The sequence below is a fragment of the Thermococcus sp. JCM 11816 genome (assembly GCF_055396515.1).
In genome coordinates this window covers 73,197-89,183 of record NZ_AP043741.1, presented here as the reverse complement: position 1 = coordinate 89,183, position 15,987 = coordinate 73,197, and the positions used below count along the sequence as shown (strand labels likewise).

Below are 15,987 nucleotides of genomic sequence, written 5' to 3'. Positions count from 1 at the left end.
GCTGGCCCTCCAAAGGTTCTTGACGTTTCAGAATATAAAAGTAACGGGTTCAGTCTTTCCTCTGTTCAGAATGCGTTCTATCCCGGGCTTGTGTCCCAGACCCACCACCGCCACAACCTTCGGACGTTTTACTCCCCCAGCGAGCAGTGAATCGACTATCATCATAAGGTTTCTGGCCATTACCTCGTTCCTCTCCTCCACCAGGACGCGGTAAAGGTACGGATACCTCCTCCTGAACTCCAGCATCATCCAGCGGTATTCCTCAAAAGGGTCGCCGATGTCAACGGCCTTGATGGGAAGGAAGACCCCCAGGGATTCCAGCGCCATGAGGAGCTTTTCCCTCGCTGGTGCGCGGGATATCTTGGCGAGAATAAGACCTATGTCCTCGTCTATGAGGTAGAGAGGTACTCCAATGGCGCGGGCGGCCTCTATCGCTGCCGTCATCTCCTCACCCGGAGCCATTCCGAACGTCTCACCGAGCTTCTCCTCGACCTTGGCGAGGACGTAGTTTATCACGCCCTTTCTTCCGAGCCTGAGGGAGTCAGAGAGGGTCATTTCTATTTTCTGCTGCATTCCGATAAATCGAGCCCTGTCAAGTTCAACGGCAACGGCGTGCGGTCTCTCCTTCAATATTGTTCTGAAGACCTCGTCCCTGCTCTTTGGCGAAACGTGCATCGTCCCTATTATTTTGACATAACGTAGGTAGTTCATTCTCTCTCCTCCAGAAGGTTTCTAAGCTCCCACGTGCCCGATTTGAAAGTTATGACATCGAAGTCTCTCGGGACTACTGCCCTAACTCCAAGGCTTTCGCATATCTTGAGGGCTTCTTCGAGGTATTCTCCATAACTGTAGCGGAAGGCCCTGTGGAACAGTGCAAGTATCTTCACCTTAGCCCTTCTTGCAGTGTCGCAGGCCTCTTCGACGGTTGAGTGGTAGCTGTCTCCCCTGTCTCCAGGGTTCAGGTAAGTCGCCTCATGGATGAGCAGGTCTGCTCTCTCGGAAAAGAGTTTCACTCTCTCACAGGGCTCCGTGTCGCCGGTGTAAACAATCTTTAAACCTTTCCTTCTTGGCCCTGTCACGTCTTCAAGCCGGATTATCCTGCCGTTCCACTCTATTTTGCCCTCCCTCTCAAGCTTTCCAAGTATCGGGCCCTCCTCAAGCCCGTACTCCCTCAGTTTCTCCTTCAGGAACTTCCCCCTTCTGTCCCTTTCCTTGAAGACGTAGCCGAGGGCAGGAATACCGTGCTCAACCTTGAAGCTCCATATCTCGTAGTCTCCGAACTTCAGCCTCGTCTCTCCAAGCTCGTGGACGTGGATATCAAAGCCCGGCCTGAAAAAGCCGCTGTTCAGAAGGTTCTGGACAAACTGGAAGGTGTACTTCGGCCCGTAGATGTGGAGGGGCTTCTGCCTGTCCCACAGGTTCATGGTCTGGATCAGCGCGGGAATTCCTAGGTAGTGGTCGCCGTGGAAGTGGGTTATGAAGATTTTATCAACCTTCATCGGGCTGAGCTTTGCCGTGTTCATCTGTCTTATCGTACCTTCTCCGGCGTCGAAGAGGATTATCTCGCCCTTGTAGCGGAGAGCTATGGCTGGGACGTTCCTTTCGCGCGTCGGCATTATGCCGCCGGTACCGAGGAAGAAGACTTCAAGCATGGTCTATAGTTTCAGCCAGGGGTTAAAAACCTAAGCCAAAGCGTTAAATATTCTGAGGGCTAACCAGATATGGTGAAAAACATGGAAGAGCTGATGAAAGCCATCCAGGAGAAAAACTGTGGGGAACTCAAGAGGGTTCTCTACTACAGGGTGGACGACCTGAGCGATGAACAGCTCAAAGAAGTCCTTGAAAAGGCCGAGGAGATCGCCAAGGAGTGCAACGACTGGGAGCTCTACAAGCTGGTGCTCTACTACTACCACGAGATACTGGGAATCGACAAGATAAGCGAGTTCGAGAAGCTTGCAAAGGAGAAGGATGAATTCGAGCTTAAATTCCACCTTGCCGACCTGTACTACCTCATAGGAGAGCTTGAAAAGAGCCTGGAGCTGTTCAGGGGGCTTCTTGAGGAAGAGGTTGCCAAGGGTAACGTTGAGCACGCTGCAAGGATATACTACAGCATGGCCATGATACACGAGGAGATTCAGGAGTATGAGAAGGCCCTGGAACTCATCGAGAAGGCAGAGGAACTGTACGAGAAGATGGGGGACGAAAGGGAGCTTCTAAGGCTCAGAATATACAAGGGCTACGTAACCTTCGAGGCCGGGGACACGTACAGGGGCAAAGCCATAATCGCAGGTGTCCTGCCGAAGATACTCGAAGACAGAGAGCTCCTCGTTGAGGCTCACCTGAGCTTTGAGGAAATATTTGAAGAGTACGAAGATTATGAGGCGGCACTCCAAGAGTGCCTGTACGCCCTGGTCTATGGCAGGGGTACTGACTACGAAGACATAGCCTTCGGGGCGCTTATGGACGTTCTGTGGCAGCTCTTCCTCGACGACGACTTCGAGACGGTTTACCTGAACATGGACACCTTTATAGAGGCGTTCCCTGAGTGGAGGGACTTCTTCGAGGCAGTCAAGGCTCTGGCACTCTTTAAGGACGGCAAGATCGAAGATGAGGAAGTTAAGAAGGCCATCGAGAAAGTGAAAGACCCACGCCTCCTCGAGATGCTCGAACTGCTCGGGGAAGCCGAGCTCTGATGTTCCATTTTTGCCACTTAATTTTTATACTCAACTTCTTTTTGGTCCTGCGGGAAGCTCTTAAAAAACTACAGAGTAGTGAGGGGCATGAAGATTCAAGGAAAGATTTGGGACTTAAGCGAGGATGGGCTGGGCATACTGAGGCGGGAAGAGAAACCCCTCTACGTTCCATTTGCATATCCTTATGATTTTGTAAAGGCCAGAAGAGTAAAACGCCGCTTTGGAAGGAGAATTGTTACGGATTTTGAACTCCTCGATCCTTCCCCACTCCGCCAGCGCCCGAGGTGCAGACACTTCGGATTCTGCGGGGGATGCCTCTGGCAGGGGTTGAAGTACAAGGAGCAGTTGCGGCTCAAAGTCGAGCTTTTTGAAAAGATCACTGGGATAAGTGCCGATATAAAGGGCTCTCCAAAAGTTTGGGGCTTCAGAAACGTTAGCAACTTCATCGTTTCAACGACAGGCATTGGACTTAAAAAGTATGGAAATCCTTTCGACGTGGAAGATCTCTTTGAGTGTCCCGTTTTCTCAGAAAAAACGCTAGATTATCTACGTGCTCTGAGAAGCTTTCTCGCCGAGACTGGCTTGAAGCCCTGGGATTTGAAGAGAAAAACTGGAGACGTTCACTACCTCCAGGTGAAGGAGGGAAAGTTCACGGGAGAGATAATGGTAAACTTGATATCCCACTCCCCTCCTTCCCCCAACACGACGGAGGCGTTCTTAGGATACTTCTCATTCGCAGATTCTCTATACTGGAGCGTCAAGACCGATAAGAGAGACGACCCAAGGGGTGAGCCCCAACTAATTGGCGGATCGCCTTACATCCACGAGAGAATTGGGGAAGTCACGTACCTTATTCATCCCAACAGCTTCTTCCAGACCAACAGCTACGCCCTTCCGCTCCTCATTAAGGCCGTCGAGAATTTTGCCTCCGGAGAGAGGATTTTAGACCTGTACGCTGGAGTTGGGACGTTTGGAGTGTGGCTGGCAAAGAAAGGATTCCAGGTTGAAGGCATTGAACTCAACCCGTTCGCCGTTGAGATAGCCAATAAGAACGCCGAGATTAACAATGTTGATGCAACCTTCAAAGTTGGGAGGGCGGAGGAGACCCCGATAGGGAAGTACGACACGGTGGTCGTTGATCCCCCGAGAAAGGGGCTAAAGGAGGTAGCGGAAACCCTCGCGAGAAGTGAGATAGGAAAAGTCGTCTACGTCTCCTGCAACCCGAAGGCCTTCAAGCTAGACTATGAGAACCACCTGAAGAAGGCATACACCATAGAGGATGCCGTGCTGATAGATATGTTTCCCCACACGCCACATGTTGAAGCCGTGATAAGCTTAAAAAGGAAGCATTAATGTTCCGCTCTAACTCGGCTTTTTCCTAATATCTTGTGCTCGTCGTTGCCCAATGGAGTCATTTCCCAAGGGAAAGCTCCCTAGCCTTTACGACTATTGCAGTCTCAGACAGCTCAACTTCGCCCCGGGTTGTTATCAGCGCCCCATCGTAGGTCGTCATGGTAAGCTTGACCTTCTTGAATCCTCCCGTTTCACCGACTATGACAAAGGGCCTCTCCTTCAGCTCCAGAAACTTCCTAAATGTTTCGGGTTCGACGAAGACCAGAACGCCACCAGCTATGACGCGGTTTGCATCAACGGCCATCCCACAGCCCATAGACCTCACCCAAACTGAATAGTATCTCTACCCACAGATTAGCCTTTTGGTAAGAAAGTTTTATTTACTTCGGTTCTAATTCACCACTGGTGGGAGAAGTGGAGAAAACTGGATATGTATCCCTCAACCGAGAGTGGCGGGCTAAAATGGACGAGCTCAGAGCAAGAGCAAGAGCGAACCTTGATGACGTCCTCCAACGGGCTTTTGGCTCCATAAAGTCCGAGAAGTCCTGGCGCGAGCTGGAGGCTGAGCTCTATGAGGAGCTTTCTAGTTGATAGTAATGTGTTCATTGAAGCCCTTAAAGGCAATACTACCGCAGAAAACCTCCTCACGAAGCTGTTTCACTCAAACTGGCGGGTTTTCATAAACGACGTTGTTTTCAGCGAGGTTTTTTACCATTATCTCCGCATTAAGGTCGGCCCTTACTGGAAGGCCAAAAAGAAACCCGAACTCGTTAAATCTGCCGTGCAGGAGTTTGAGGAGGTTGTTCTACCTCTCCTTGCAATACCCGACTTTCTTGAGGTTAATTATGATGTAGCCACTATTGCCGTTAGGCTGTCTTCTGAGTACGGTCTGCTGCCTAACGATGCTCTTCTGCTTGCCACTGCAGAATACTACGGAATAGAGGCCTTAGTATCTCTTGATTCAGATTTCTCAGATGCTTGTAACAGAGAAGGCATATTACTAGTGTCATATCTAAATGAGCTGGAGGTGCAGCCATGAAATCCCGCGTCGTCGAGCGCTTCAAGTTTGAGGCAGCCCATGCGGTCATCATAGATGGTCAAGCAGAGGAGATACATGGTCATACCTTCCGGCTGGAGGTCGCCGTTGAAGGCCCGCTTAAGAACGGCTATGTAATGGACTTTCTGGAGCTTCGGAGAATTGTGGAGAACATAATAAAGGAACTCGACCACAAAAACCTCAACTCCCTCTTTAAGAACCCGACAACAGAGAACATCGCCCTCTGGATAGCAGAAGAGATTCAGGAGAAACTTCCTGGAGGAGTGCAGCTCAAGCGCATAGTCCTCTGGGAGGGCGACGAGAACGGAGTCGAGTTTGAGTTCTAAACCTCATTGGCTTTTACTTCTTTAACGCTTTCAACCATTGCAATACTGTTTTTGGAGCCGTTTAAGTTTATTTTTCCTGGAATTAGCGACTTGACTGGAACTGCCTTCTCCCTTTCTTCGGTAGGCGTCCAGCTTATTAAGTCCCCTTCCTCCACCTCAAGGGTTCTTATCAGCCCAACGGGGCCTTCGATTATGTACTGGGCGGCTTTCTTCGGAGTGTAGAGACGCCACTTCTTTGCAGTCTTAAAGTCCACTACTCTCCTGGAGGAGTCAAGCCAGATAACGTCGATGTCGCTCAGCATGAAAAACATGTGGATTGAAGCGTTTGCCCGCGTTTCAGCTGGGAGGACGAAAACCAGTGCATGGTTAACGTTTTTGACCAGCATAAGCCCCCTAAACCGTTTGAAGAAGGTATCCGCAAGCTTGACTCTTCCGTGCCATGCTTTCCCCTTAGTCTCGTTGATTATCATGATGATGCGTTCAAGACCATCTTTAATAAGCCTTACCAAAAAACTTTTAAATACCAAAAGTTATTTTAACAATGGGTAAGAAAAAGTTTGAGGGGGTGATGGGAATGGCCGAGGAGAAGAAGACCAGAACCCTTGAGCAGATTCAGGACGAGATTAGGAGCTACCTTGGCGAGATTGAGTACCTCAGGAGCCAGGTCGGCGTTATTGACGCTACCATAACTGACCTCAGGACGGTTGACGCGACCCTAGCATACCTCAAGGAGAAGGGCAAGGGCAAAGAAATCTACATCCCACTCGGAAGCGGTGTGGCAATCAGGGGTAAGATCGAGAATCCGGACGATGTCATCATGGACGTTGGGGCGGGAATACTCGTTGGGGCAACCGTTGACGAGGCCAGGGAAAACATCGAGAAGAGAATCAAGGCCCTCATGGACCTCCGCCTGGCCCTGCTGAGGAAGATTGAGGAGGACACCAGGAAGGTTAACGAGCTCCTCAAGGAGCTCCAGGAGATGCAGCCTGAGAAGAAGGAGTGACTTCCCACCACCCCTTTTTTGTTTGGAGGTGGTTTCTATGGAGGCCGTTAGGGCCTACGAACTTCAGCTAGAGCTCCAGCAGATAAGAACCCTCAGGCAGAGTCTTGAGCTGAAAATGAAGGAACTTGAATACGCCGAAGGAATAATAACTTCTCTAAAATCCGAGAGGAGAATCTACAGAGCCTTCAGCGACCTTCTGGTTGAGATAACCAAGGATGAAGCCATAGAGCACATCGAGAGGAGCAGGCTCGTCTACAAGAGAGAGATAGAGAAGCTCAAGAAAAGGGAGAAGGAAATAATGGAAGAGCTGTCAAAACTCAAAGCTCCCCTCTCTTAGCCTTCTCTCCGAGTTCAAACCCTTTGTGAAGGGCCCTCAGGTTGATCTGCTCCGTCCCCTTTGGAACGGCATCGAGGACGGCCTTTTCTATCGCTTCCCTGCTCACTATCTCAGTCCAGGCCGTCAGGACGCCAAGGGTGAGGATGTTCATCGTCAGGCTCAGGCCGGTGGTCTCCTCCGCTATCTCAGTAAGCGGGAGCGCCAAAACATCGAGATTCTTCTCGAACTCAAGGTCCCTGTGCGGGACGAGGTCTTTCTCTACGATGACCTTTGCACCCTCTTTGACGGTGTGGAGGTACTTGGTGTAGGCCTCCTGGGAGAAGAAGACCGCGTAGTCGGGGCTGAGGGTCTTGGGGTAGTCTATCGGCTCGTCGCTGATGACCACCTCAGCCTTACTCGCACCACCCCTTGATTCTGGTCCATAAGCCTGGGTCTGGACGGCGTAGAGACCTTCATAAACAGCTGCTGCCCTTCCGAGGATAACGCTCGCGAGGATGACACCCTGACCACCGAAACCGCTGAATAGGACTTCCTTCCTCATTCTTCCCACCCCATCATCTTCTTGGCCCTCTTTATGTACTCACGGTACTCCCTAACGAGCCCCGGCCTGTCCCTGTCGGCGAACTCGCCAATGACTATCTTGCCCTCAAGCTCCTCTGGGGACATTTTCTTGGCCTTTGCCAGCGGGACGGTTATCTTCTGGTACCAGCGGATGAGCTCCGGGGCGGTCTTCATCCTGTTCCTTCTTCCGAAGCTGATCGGACATGGCGAGAGGAACTCCACGAGCGTGAAGCCTTCCTTCTGGAGCGCCTTCTTTATGCTGTTTATGCCCTGGAGGTAGTTGAAGACCGTCCACCTGGCCACGTAGTTGGCCCCGGCAGAAACCGCGAGCTGGGCTATGTCAAACGGGTTCTCGAACTGGCCGTAGGGAGCGGTCGTCCCCTTGAGACCCTTGAGTGCCGTCGGGGCAACCTGGCCGCCAGTCATTCCGTAGGTGAAGTTGTTGATGAGGATAACGGTGACGTCGAGGTTCCTCCTTATGGCGTGGATGAGGTGGTTTCCGCCGATAGCTGCTGCGTCTCCGTCTCCCATGAAGGCTATTATCTTGAGGTCCGGGTTGGTCAGCTTTATTCCCGTTGCGAACGCTAAAGCCCTTCCGTGAGTCGTGTGAAGGCCATCGAAGTTAACAAACCCCGGAACGCGGGAGGAACAGCCAATACCGCTCACCCATACTACCTCGTCCTGGTTCAGGCCAAGGTCGTCTATTGCCCTGAGCGTGAACTGGAGGACCGAGCCTATACCACAGCCCGGACAGAATATCGTCGGGAGCATGTCCTTTCTCAGATATTTCTCGCGTATCTCGTAAGCGGACTTCAGGTACATCATCCCACCACCCTCTCGACTATCTCCATTGGAGTATGAACCTCGCCGCCTATCTTGCTTATCAGCTCAACCTCGGCCTTTCCGTTCGCTCCTTCCTTGACGAGGTGATAGAGCTGCCCCATGTTCATCTCTGGAACGAAGATTTTCTTCACCTGCTCGGCCAGCTCCTCCATCATGTCGAAGTCGAAGGGCCATATCGTGTTGAGCTTGAGCAGTCCGGCCTTGATGCCCTTCTCGCGGAGGATTTTGACGGCCCTGATGGCGGATCGGGAGACGATACCTGTAGAGACTATCGCAACATCCGCATCGTCGAGCTCAAACTTTTCATAACTGATTATGTCGTGCTTGTTGTTCTCTATCTTGCCGATGATCCTCTTTATGAGCCTCTCGTGGACTTCCGCATCAACGGTCTTCGGCCTTCCGCGCTCGTCGTGGGTCAGTCCCGTGACGTACGTCCGGTAGCCCTTTCCGAAGATCGGCATCGGCGGAATTCCATCGCCGTGTGGATCGCCGAAGGGAAGCTTTGCTTCTTCCTCGTTCTGCGGGAGTTTGCGGTAAACGAGTTCGATATCGTCCGGGTTCGGGATGTAAACGCGCTCCCTCATGTGGGCCACTTCCGCGTCGGTGAGAAGAACAACCGGAGTCCTGTACTTCTCGGCTAGGTTGAATGCCCTTATCGTGAAGTCGAAGGCCTCCTGGACGGTAGATGGAGAAAGCACTATGAGGGTGTGGTCGCCGTGGGTGCCCCAGATCGACTGCATTATGTCGCCCTGGGCGGCAAGCGTTGGCTGACCCGTGCTCGGTCCACCCCTCTGGACGTCTACGACCACAATTGGAGTCTCGGTCATCACAGCGTAGCCAATGTTCTCCTGCATGAGTGAGAACCCCGGCCCGGAAGTAGCTGTCATCGCCTTCGCTCCGGCCCAGGAGGCTCCGATGATGGCCGCTATGCTCGCTATCTCGTCCTCCATCTGTATGCTCACGCCGTCAACGAGCGGCATGTAGAGGGCCATCGCCTCGAATATCTCGCTGGCGGGTGTTATCGGGTAGCCAGCGTAGAAGCGGCATCCGGCTAAGATGGCCGCCCTCGCTATGGCCTCATCGCCTTGGATAAAGTCAGCCTTTCCAACGGGAAACGGGTATCTCATTTCAATCCCTCCTCATAACCTGCCCTGAAGGCGCGGAGGTTTATCTCCTCGGTTCCCTTCGGGACGCGCCTCCTTATGGCCTCTTCAACGTTTTCCTTTTTCACAACGCCTGTCTTCGCAACAAGGTAACCTAAGGCCACCATGTTGACTGTCAGAGCAAGTCCCGTCGTTTCCTCGGCAAGTCTCGTGAACGGAGCACCCACGTAGTCCCTGTCGGGCTTAACGAGGTCGGTGTCAATGATGAGGAGGCCGCCCTCTTTGAGAGAGTCCTTAACGGTGTCGTAGCCGAGCTGGTGAAGGGCAACCAGGACATCCGCCTCGGTGACCATCACGTCGTAGATGGGTTCTTTAGAGATTATCACGTCCGCTATCGAGTGGCCGCCCCTGCTGGCCGAGCTGTAGTCCTGCGTCTGAAGGACGTTGAGGCCCTCAATAGCTGCCGCTTCACCGAGGATGACACCGGCCAGGACGACGCCCTGGCCACCTATACCAGCGAGTCTAATCTGCATCGTTCTTACCCTCCAGATAAGATTTTGTGAAAGCCAAAAACTCCTCAGCATACCTCAAAACTTCTCTCGCGTCCCTTTCAGTGTACTCGACGAAAGCATCGTAATCGGCAGTGTGGCGCATGTTGAGGGCTTTTGAGTAGCCCGTGTAAAGCCTCGCGGGCATTTCCCCGGTCTTCACGAACTCTTTTCCGAGCTGGGCATGAACTCCAGCGTGGCTCTTCGGCGTTATGCCCTTGGAGAGGAGAAGCGCCCTCGCGCAGTAGAACATAACGTAGTAGGCGCTTGAGATGGCGAAGGCGTAGTGGCCCCTCTCAAAAAGCTCCCTTGAAGCAGCGAGCCTCTCTTCGGCTTTTCTGAGGAGCGCCCTGATCTCATCCGCGTTCATACTGCGATTCCCTCCGTTTTTGCCGTGTTGTAGAGGCTGTCCTTCTTGGAAGTGTGGGGCACTATCATGACCGAGATCCCGAGCTCGAGGGTGAGCTCCGCACTCAGCTTTCCTATCTCGTCCCAGTCCTCAGCCTTTATCTCATCTTTGAGGACGAGAAGAACGTCGAGGTCGCTGTCTTCTCTGTGGTCCCCTCTAACCCTTGAACCGAAGATGATTACTTCCTCAACCCTGTCACCAAAGGCCTCCCTCAGCCTTCTGCCGATGGCCTCAAACTCCATCATCTTCACCCTTAAGCCCAAAGTGCTCTTGAACTTCATCTATCAGCTTGTTGAGCTCGCTAACGAACTCCGGCCTCTCCCTGTTCACGAACTCCCCGATGACGAACTTGCCCTCAAGTTCTTCTGGCGACATCTTCTTCGCCTTGCTTATGGGAACTGAATTCTTGAGGAACCAGCGGAGCATCTCGGCGGGTTCCTTCATCCTGTTCCTCCTTCCGAACTGGACGGGACACTGGGAGACAACTTCAACGAGCGAGAATCCTTTAACCTGGAGGGCCTTCTTTATACTCTCAATGAGCTGGTAAACGTGGGCCGTTGTCCAGCGGGCGACGTAGGAGGCCCCAGCGGCAGCCACCGTCTCGCTTATCTGAAGCGGGTGTTCTATGTTGCGGTAGGGAGTTGTCGTCGTCTTTGCACCGAAGGGCGTAGTTGGGGCAACCTGGCCGCCAGTCATTCCGTATATCATATTGTTAACTAAGATGACCGTTATGTCGATGTTCCTCCTCGCGGCGTGGATGAGGTGGTTCCCGCCTATGCTGGCCAGATCACCGTCTCCACTTATTACGACGACCTTCTTGTCGGGAAGTCCGACCTTAACGCCGGTTGCAAAGGCTATGGCCCTTCCGTGAGTAGTGTGAAGAGTATCGGCGAGGAAATACGGTGAGGCTATCCAGGCGGAACAGCCGATACCGCTGACAACAACTAGGTCTTTCGGGTCTATCCTGAGCTGGTCAACGGCGTTTGCGAAGGCGTTGAGGACGGTTCCACCCCCACAGCCGGGGCAGAGGGCAGTGGGAAGGGCCTCCTTTCTCAAGTATTTGACCATAGGATAGCGTGAGTAGATTTCCTTCGCCATCAGGCAACACCCCTAATCTCGCGGAGAATTTCCTTAACTGTGAGCGGAACGCCGCCGATCTTGTTCACGCCCTTGAGGAGAACGTCGTCGTTGACATACCTCTGAACCTCCAGTATCATCTGGCCGAGGTTCATCTCAGGGACGAGTACGGCCCGGGCTTTCTTTCCGAGCTCCCTCATCCTCTCCCCCGGGAACGGGTGGACTGTCTTGGGTACGAATAGCCCGGCTTTGATGCCCTCTTCCCTAGCTTTTAGAACTGCCCCGAGGGCTGGCCTTGCCGTTACGCCCCAGCTGACGACGAGAATTTCCGCGTCGTCCGTGAAGTGTTCCTCGTATTTTTCATAGACGTGCCTGTTCTGCTCGATTTTCCTGTGAAGTCTCCTCACGAGCCTGTCGTGGACTTCGGGGGTGTAGACATCACGAAGGCCATTCTCCTTGTGCGTTGAACCCGTGACGTGGGTGAAGTAGCCGTGGCCGAAGAGGGGCATCGGCGGAACGCCGTCGCCGTGCGGGTCTCCAAAGGGAAGCTTGGCCTCTTCTTCATTCTGCGGAAGCTTGCGGTAGGTAATTTCGACCTCTTCCACATCGGGTATCTTGACGAGCTCCCTTGTGTGAGCGAGAACACCGTCGAAGAGCATAACGACTGGAGTCCTGAGCCTCTCGGCTATGTTGAACGCCCTGATTGTCTCCCAGAAAGCATCCTGCCCGCTCGTCGGTGAGACCGCCACAATCGGGTGGTCGCCGTGGGTCCCCCATCTCGCCTGGAAGAAGTCCCCCTGCGCTCCCTTGGTGGCCTGGCCGGTTGATGGGCCGCTCCTCTGGACATCAACGAGAACTAATGGTGTTTCAGTCATGACCGCGTATCCAAGGTTCTCCTGCATGAGCGAGAAACCTGGGCCTGCGGTTGCCGTCATGACCTTGAGGCCCGTCCAGGATGCACCGACCATCGCCGCTATGCTCCCTATCTCATCCTCCATCTGGAGATAGTAGCCACCGAGCTTTGGAAGCTCCCTCGCCATCGTCTCGGCTATTTCGCTTGAGGGGGTTATTGGGTAGCCAGCGTAGAAGCGGCAACCGGCGAAGATAGCTCCGTAGGCAACGGCCTCGTTGCCCTGCATGAAGTAGTTGCCGGGTTTGTAGAGCTTCTTGATGAGCCTGATCTGTTCAGGCTCGTCGCCGCGGATTATCATCCCTCACCACCTTACCGCTATTGCGAAGTCCGGGCAGAGCAACTCACAGAGCTTGCACTTGACGCACTTTTCAGCGTGAACAGGGACTGGGTAGTGGACTCCCTTTTCGCTCAGCTCCTTGCTCCATTCAAAGACCTTTCTCGGGCACATCTCGACGCAGATTCCACATCCCTTGCACAGAAAAGTATCGATGTCGATCTCAACTATGCCCTCAGCCTTGCCGATAACGAGGTATCCTTCCTTTTCAACGGTCGTCTTGGTTTCGACATCTGCCATAATCATCACCCGCAATCTGCTAACCCCGTTTACGTTTGTCAACATTTAAAGCTTTCGTGAGAGAACATTAATGTCCACAAAAGATGTACTGGTTGGGTTTATACACCCCACGAAAAAGCAAGAGGACATGGAGCAGAAAAGAGAAGAAAATTCATCACGTCAATAACAATCGCAGGCACATAGGTTCAAAGTTCCTCATGGGCCCACGGTATTTTGAATCGATAAGAGTTGTAAATAATTACTAAATATCATAATCATGAAATGGAAAATCTTATATCTACTCACAACTTATTATATTACAGTAGTACATTGTGACCCAACTGAGTAAATCCACATGGTTAATTCCAAAGTGGAGGTGAGCAAATGAAGCCCCGCTCTCTCCTTTATCTCTTCCTCTTCCCCGCATGGGAGTTCCTACTCATGATTTTGCTCCCTTCAGAATACTACGTCGGAGCTTCTTGCCTCCAGATTCGTCCTCATCCGATCTGTGCCTTCCACTTTAGTCCATCAGCAACTTTCGTTCTCCTCGTAACGGCGCCGTTCCTAATCTCAATTATCCTTGGCCTCTGGAAGGAATGGGGTGAACTTGTAGCATTTGGAATCCCTTCGCTTGCCGTTGTACTGGTAACGCTCCTTCTCTTAGACCTCTTCGAAAAGTCATGGATTCCCCCGGCTGGGGCCGGAATAACCTCTGCGGTCTTGTATAGTGTTCCAGGCATGGGTATAAGACTGAATTACTCTACAAAAAGAGTGGAGAGACTGGTATGGGCAACCACATCATTCATAGTTTCGTTTATCATTTGTGTTATGGTATGGGGTGGAACATCTGTGGCGGTGTGAAGTAGGATACAGCACCAATATAAGTCCTAATACCGATGAAAAAGAGGGATCATTTTACGATAGACAACCATAATGTTTTTAAGAAAGATGCCGTACTCACAACATACGGAGGAGAGTTCAATGAGAGGACCCCATGTTGCCTTCATATTGCTGGTTGTTATATGGGCACTGATTGCTGTGGAAGTCTCCCAACCTTCTGAGAAAATCCATTGTTTCTCCAAGGTGCCGGTGAACGTGAGCGGCATCAAACCTCCTATTGTCAGCGGTCCGGGCTTCCCTCCAGAGGCAGGGTTTAAGGGAATAACCCTCGACGAGGTTGTAAATGGAAGTCCGAGGCACGTACTCGTCGGCTTCTTCAACTTCAAGCCCTTAAACTGGACCGAAAAAAAGCCGAAGTGCTACTTTAAGAGGCTGGAGGGCTTTTCAGAGAACTGGATCGGCTTTGTTCTGCCAGGAGCTTCCACAGAGAGCATCACACTCTCCAGTAAGGTTTATTTAGCCCTCTATGTATATCCCAAGGAGACCTCCGTCGTGATCTCGAAGATTGAGTATGCGGAGAATCCTGAGGATTCAAAAATAGTGGAAGCTTTTCGCCTCGAATACCCCAAGAACCCCGAGGAGTACGTTGCGGAGTACCTAGACTCTCTCGAAAAAGCCGGCTACACCAAAGTTAGAGAGCTCAAGAAGGGAGCGATCTTTGAGAGAGATGACGATACCCTGCTCGCTCTGGAAATTGAAGACGATGCTAACTTCTACTTAATACTAGTGAAGGGGAGTCATGAGGACGTTTTAAGAGTTGCGGAAATCCTGAGTGAGGGGTGATGGATTCCCATGAAGTTCCGAGATTTCCTCATACATCTTTCCATTCTCGGTTTGGCTACCGTTTGGGAGATTTTTCTTGCCTACCAGCGCTGGCTGGAGAAATACTACATCAGAGGCGAGAGTATTAAGCTCTGGGACAGGATCTTTACGTGCCATATATGGTACTCGCCAACTCCAATCTTCGTCATTCTCGTCCTCCTCCCGGCAATAGCCCTCCTCGTATTGTATGTTTATATTAGGAGCCCTATTCTCAAAAAATCGGGTTTGTCAATAGGAGCGCCAATACTCACAGTGGTGCTGATGCCCATTTTTTCTGATGAGACTACTAAATGGCTGTGGGGGGTCCTCATCGTCTCCATCCTGAGCGGCATTGTTCTCGGAGAGGGAAAGCTGGAGAAAGTCCTATTGGCAGTCCAGGGCTTCTTCCCAGCGTTGATGGTTCTCATGATCATAAGCACAGGACTTCACGTCACGTGTTGAGTTTTGAAACAGAGAAAGAGAAGACCAAACATGTCCTGAGAGCTTCACCACGTAACCAGCTGCCAGTCGAGGAGACCGTTCTCGACTATGTACTCCCATCTATCTCTGCATTCGGGCTTCAGGTTCTCTATGTACTTCAAGTCCTGCGTGGCTGAAAACTTCTTTATGGCCTTTCCAATGACTCTGTCGTAGTCGGTGAGGCAGTTGTGAGGTCCGCGCTTCGAGCCTGCACCAACGGGATCGCTCAGGATTCTCTTGTTGGGAAACTTCCTCTTTGCCCAGATGAGAACCTCCACCGCGCTCCAGAGCCACGGCGGGCGGTATTCCTTCTTCTCCCAGAGCCTCTCGTAGAGCGTCCCCTTCTGGATGTCTGTTATGTTGATGGAAAAGGTGTCCGTGTAAGGCTCGGCCTTGATTATGCTCTCTTTAGCGTCCTCTATCCCATCGCGCTCGGAGAGAAAAATCGGCTTGAGTAGAAGGTATGTTTTGACTTTAGCGCCGGCCTTGTGGGTTATCTCTGCTGCTTTCACAAAGTCGGCAAAGGTGTTCCCCTTGTTTATGGAAACGTCAGCCACGTCGTCGTTGGCCGTCTCAAGACCGATGGCAACTTCAAAATGTTTATCCGGGACTATCTCGGCAAGCTCTTTAACGGCTTCATACCTAACAAGCTCGCTCCTGCTCTCGATGACGATCTCCTCGACGTTATCCATCTCCGCAAGGATTTCGAAGATTTTTCTCCTCGTTTCAGGCTTAAGCTCACCGTTGTCGAGGAATGAACCCGAGGTAAACATTCTAACCGCGAACGGCCCCTCCGTTCCCTCTATCTTCTCGAGGGCCTCCTTCACGTAGTTCACTATCGCTTCCTGAGTCCACTTTACCTTAGGCGCGGCAGTTGGATAGGAGCACATGTAGCACGCCTGACCTATACGGTAGCGGTAGCATCCTATCGTAGGCAGGATTATGAAGAGCGCCGTCCCCGGCTTTCCGGCCACGTTGTCCTCGCTCGTCCAGTAAGTCATTCTCTCACCTGAGGCGGGCTTGGAACCAG

The 15,987-nt window shown here is 52.1% G+C and carries 24 protein-coding genes; 10 read left to right on the top strand and 14 right to left on the bottom strand.

The features are described 5' to 3' along the window. Positions 1–27: 27 nt before the first annotated feature. A complete protein-coding gene (locus tag ACZ5TN_RS00525) occupies positions 28–711 on the bottom strand; it encodes a TraB domain-containing protein (RefSeq protein WP_464916842.1) in 684 nt (227 codons plus the stop codon). Beyond that, positions 708–1,652, bottom strand: a complete 945-nt coding sequence (locus ACZ5TN_RS00520; RefSeq protein ID WP_464916841.1) for a ribonuclease Z — start codon at positions 1,650–1,652, stop codon at positions 708–710. The genes ACZ5TN_RS00525 and ACZ5TN_RS00520 overlap by 4 nt, the downstream gene beginning before the upstream one ends. A gap of 81 nt (positions 1,653–1,733) precedes the next feature. On the opposite strand from ACZ5TN_RS00520, the gene ACZ5TN_RS00515 reads away from it, so the two are divergent. Next, complete coding sequence (locus tag ACZ5TN_RS00515; RefSeq protein WP_464917414.1) at positions 1,734–2,693, top strand: hypothetical protein; 960 nt, start codon at positions 1,734–1,736, stop codon at positions 2,691–2,693. Between the two features lie 87 nt (positions 2,694–2,780). Continuing rightward, positions 2,781–4,046, top strand: coding sequence for a 23S rRNA (uracil(1939)-C(5))-methyltransferase RlmD (rlmD, locus tag ACZ5TN_RS00510; protein WP_464916840.1), 1,266 nt, complete (start codon positions 2,781–2,783; stop codon positions 4,044–4,046). Between the two features lie 58 nt (positions 4,047–4,104). Here the strand turns inward: rlmD and ACZ5TN_RS00505 are convergent, their stop codons facing one another. After that, positions 4,105–4,362: a hypothetical protein gene (locus ACZ5TN_RS00505; protein WP_464916839.1), complete on the bottom strand. Its 258-nt coding sequence runs from the start codon at positions 4,360–4,362 to the stop codon at positions 4,105–4,107. Positions 4,363–4,451: 89 nt separating this feature from the next. Here ACZ5TN_RS00505 and ACZ5TN_RS00500 point away from each other — a divergent pair, with 89 nt between their 5' ends. From ACZ5TN_RS00500 to ACZ5TN_RS00490, 3 genes are read left to right on the top strand one after another with little or no spacing between them, the layout of a single operon-like run. After that, positions 4,452–4,637: a hypothetical protein gene (locus ACZ5TN_RS00500; protein WP_367884482.1), complete on the top strand. Its 186-nt coding sequence runs from the start codon at positions 4,452–4,454 to the stop codon at positions 4,635–4,637. Positions 4,638–4,644: 7 nt separating this feature from the next. Next, a complete protein-coding gene (locus tag ACZ5TN_RS00495) occupies positions 4,645–5,085 on the top strand; it encodes a type II toxin-antitoxin system VapC family toxin (RefSeq protein WP_464916838.1) in 441 nt (146 codons plus the stop codon). Continuing rightward, entirely contained in the window at positions 5,082–5,429 is a 348-nt protein-coding gene (locus ACZ5TN_RS00490; RefSeq protein WP_011250070.1) for a 6-pyruvoyl trahydropterin synthase family protein, read from the top strand. The genes ACZ5TN_RS00495 and ACZ5TN_RS00490 overlap by 4 nt, the downstream gene beginning before the upstream one ends. Here the strand turns inward: ACZ5TN_RS00490 and ACZ5TN_RS00485 are convergent. Then, on the bottom strand, positions 5,426–5,899 hold the full coding sequence (locus ACZ5TN_RS00485; protein ID WP_464916837.1) for a DUF192 domain-containing protein: 474 nt from the start codon (positions 5,897–5,899) through the stop codon (positions 5,426–5,428). The two genes, ACZ5TN_RS00490 and ACZ5TN_RS00485, sit on opposite strands and share 4 nt — an antisense overlap. A gap of 98 nt (positions 5,900–5,997) precedes the next feature. Here ACZ5TN_RS00485 and pfdA point away from each other — a divergent pair, with 98 nt between their 5' ends. Then, on the top strand, positions 5,998–6,432 hold the full coding sequence (pfdA, locus tag ACZ5TN_RS00480) for a prefoldin subunit alpha (protein WP_464916836.1): 435 nt from the start codon (positions 5,998–6,000) through the stop codon (positions 6,430–6,432). A 37-nt stretch (positions 6,433–6,469) separates the two neighbouring features. Continuing rightward, the gene (locus ACZ5TN_RS00475; protein WP_054840052.1) at positions 6,470–6,769 is read left to right on the top strand and encodes a prefoldin subunit; all 300 of its coding nucleotides are present in this window, start codon (positions 6,470–6,472) and stop codon (positions 6,767–6,769) included. Here the strand turns inward: ACZ5TN_RS00475 and ACZ5TN_RS00470 are convergent. Genes ACZ5TN_RS00470 through ACZ5TN_RS00430 form a run of 9 tightly spaced genes read right to left on the bottom strand, consistent with a single transcriptional unit; the run spans position 6,750 to position 12,797 of the window. Then, positions 6,750–7,310 carry a 2-oxoacid:ferredoxin oxidoreductase subunit gamma gene (locus ACZ5TN_RS00470; RefSeq protein ID WP_464916835.1) on the bottom strand — a complete coding sequence of 187 codons (561 nt, stop codon included), beginning with the start codon at positions 7,308–7,310 and terminating at the stop codon, positions 6,750–6,752. The two genes, ACZ5TN_RS00475 and ACZ5TN_RS00470, sit on opposite strands and share 20 nt — an antisense overlap. After that, the gene (locus tag ACZ5TN_RS00465; protein ID WP_464917413.1) at positions 7,307–8,152 is read right to left on the bottom strand and encodes a 2-oxoacid:ferredoxin oxidoreductase subunit beta; all 846 of its coding nucleotides are present in this window, start codon (positions 8,150–8,152) and stop codon (positions 7,307–7,309) included. Before ACZ5TN_RS00465 ends, ACZ5TN_RS00470 begins: the two co-directional genes overlap by 4 nt. Then, positions 8,152–9,300 (bottom strand): 2-oxoacid:acceptor oxidoreductase subunit alpha, encoded by a 1,149-nt coding sequence (locus ACZ5TN_RS00460; RefSeq protein ID WP_011250076.1) that lies wholly within the window; start codon positions 9,298–9,300, stop codon positions 8,152–8,154. The genes ACZ5TN_RS00465 and ACZ5TN_RS00460 overlap by 1 nt, the downstream gene beginning before the upstream one ends. Further along, positions 9,297–9,809: a 2-oxoacid:ferredoxin oxidoreductase subunit gamma gene (locus ACZ5TN_RS00455; RefSeq protein ID WP_464916834.1), complete on the bottom strand. Its 513-nt coding sequence runs from the start codon at positions 9,807–9,809 to the stop codon at positions 9,297–9,299. Before ACZ5TN_RS00455 ends, ACZ5TN_RS00460 begins: the two co-directional genes overlap by 4 nt. Continuing rightward, positions 9,799–10,194, bottom strand: a complete 396-nt coding sequence (locus ACZ5TN_RS00450; RefSeq protein ID WP_011250078.1) for a HEPN domain-containing protein — start codon at positions 10,192–10,194, stop codon at positions 9,799–9,801. The genes ACZ5TN_RS00455 and ACZ5TN_RS00450 overlap by 11 nt, the downstream gene beginning before the upstream one ends. Next, complete coding sequence (locus ACZ5TN_RS00445; RefSeq protein WP_464916833.1) at positions 10,191–10,475, bottom strand: nucleotidyltransferase family protein; 285 nt, start codon at positions 10,473–10,475, stop codon at positions 10,191–10,193. Before ACZ5TN_RS00445 ends, ACZ5TN_RS00450 begins: the two co-directional genes overlap by 4 nt. Next, positions 10,465–11,331 carry a 2-oxoacid:ferredoxin oxidoreductase subunit beta gene (locus ACZ5TN_RS00440; RefSeq protein ID WP_464916832.1) on the bottom strand — a complete coding sequence of 289 codons (867 nt, stop codon included), beginning with the start codon at positions 11,329–11,331 and terminating at the stop codon, positions 10,465–10,467. Before ACZ5TN_RS00440 ends, ACZ5TN_RS00445 begins: the two co-directional genes overlap by 11 nt. Next, on the bottom strand, positions 11,331–12,521 hold the full coding sequence (locus ACZ5TN_RS00435; protein ID WP_464916831.1) for a 2-oxoacid:acceptor oxidoreductase subunit alpha: 1,191 nt from the start codon (positions 12,519–12,521) through the stop codon (positions 11,331–11,333). Before ACZ5TN_RS00435 ends, ACZ5TN_RS00440 begins: the two co-directional genes overlap by 1 nt. 3 nt (positions 12,522–12,524) lie before the next feature. Beyond that, on the bottom strand, positions 12,525–12,797 hold the full coding sequence (locus ACZ5TN_RS00430) for a 2-oxoglutarate ferredoxin oxidoreductase subunit delta (RefSeq protein WP_054840512.1): 273 nt from the start codon (positions 12,795–12,797) through the stop codon (positions 12,525–12,527). A gap of 363 nt (positions 12,798–13,160) precedes the next feature. On the opposite strand from ACZ5TN_RS00430, the gene ACZ5TN_RS00425 reads away from it, so the two are divergent. From ACZ5TN_RS00425 to ACZ5TN_RS00415, 3 genes are all read left to right on the top strand, one after another. Beyond that, a complete protein-coding gene (locus ACZ5TN_RS00425; RefSeq protein ID WP_011250083.1) occupies positions 13,161–13,637 on the top strand; it encodes a hypothetical protein in 477 nt (158 codons plus the stop codon). A gap of 120 nt (positions 13,638–13,757) precedes the next feature. Continuing rightward, positions 13,758–14,459, top strand: coding sequence for a hypothetical protein (locus ACZ5TN_RS00420; protein ID WP_011250084.1), 702 nt, complete (start codon positions 13,758–13,760; stop codon positions 14,457–14,459). 9 nt (positions 14,460–14,468) lie between these two features. Beyond that, complete coding sequence (locus tag ACZ5TN_RS00415) at positions 14,469–14,939, top strand: hypothetical protein (protein ID WP_464916830.1); 471 nt, start codon at positions 14,469–14,471, stop codon at positions 14,937–14,939. A gap of 44 nt (positions 14,940–14,983) precedes the next feature. On the opposite strand, the gene ACZ5TN_RS00410 is transcribed toward ACZ5TN_RS00415, so the two are convergent. Then, positions 14,984–15,958 carry an archaeosine biosynthesis radical SAM protein RaSEA gene (locus ACZ5TN_RS00410; RefSeq protein WP_054840517.1) on the bottom strand — a complete coding sequence of 325 codons (975 nt, stop codon included), beginning with the start codon at positions 15,956–15,958 and terminating at the stop codon, positions 14,984–14,986. Positions 15,959–15,987 lie beyond the last annotated feature (29 nt).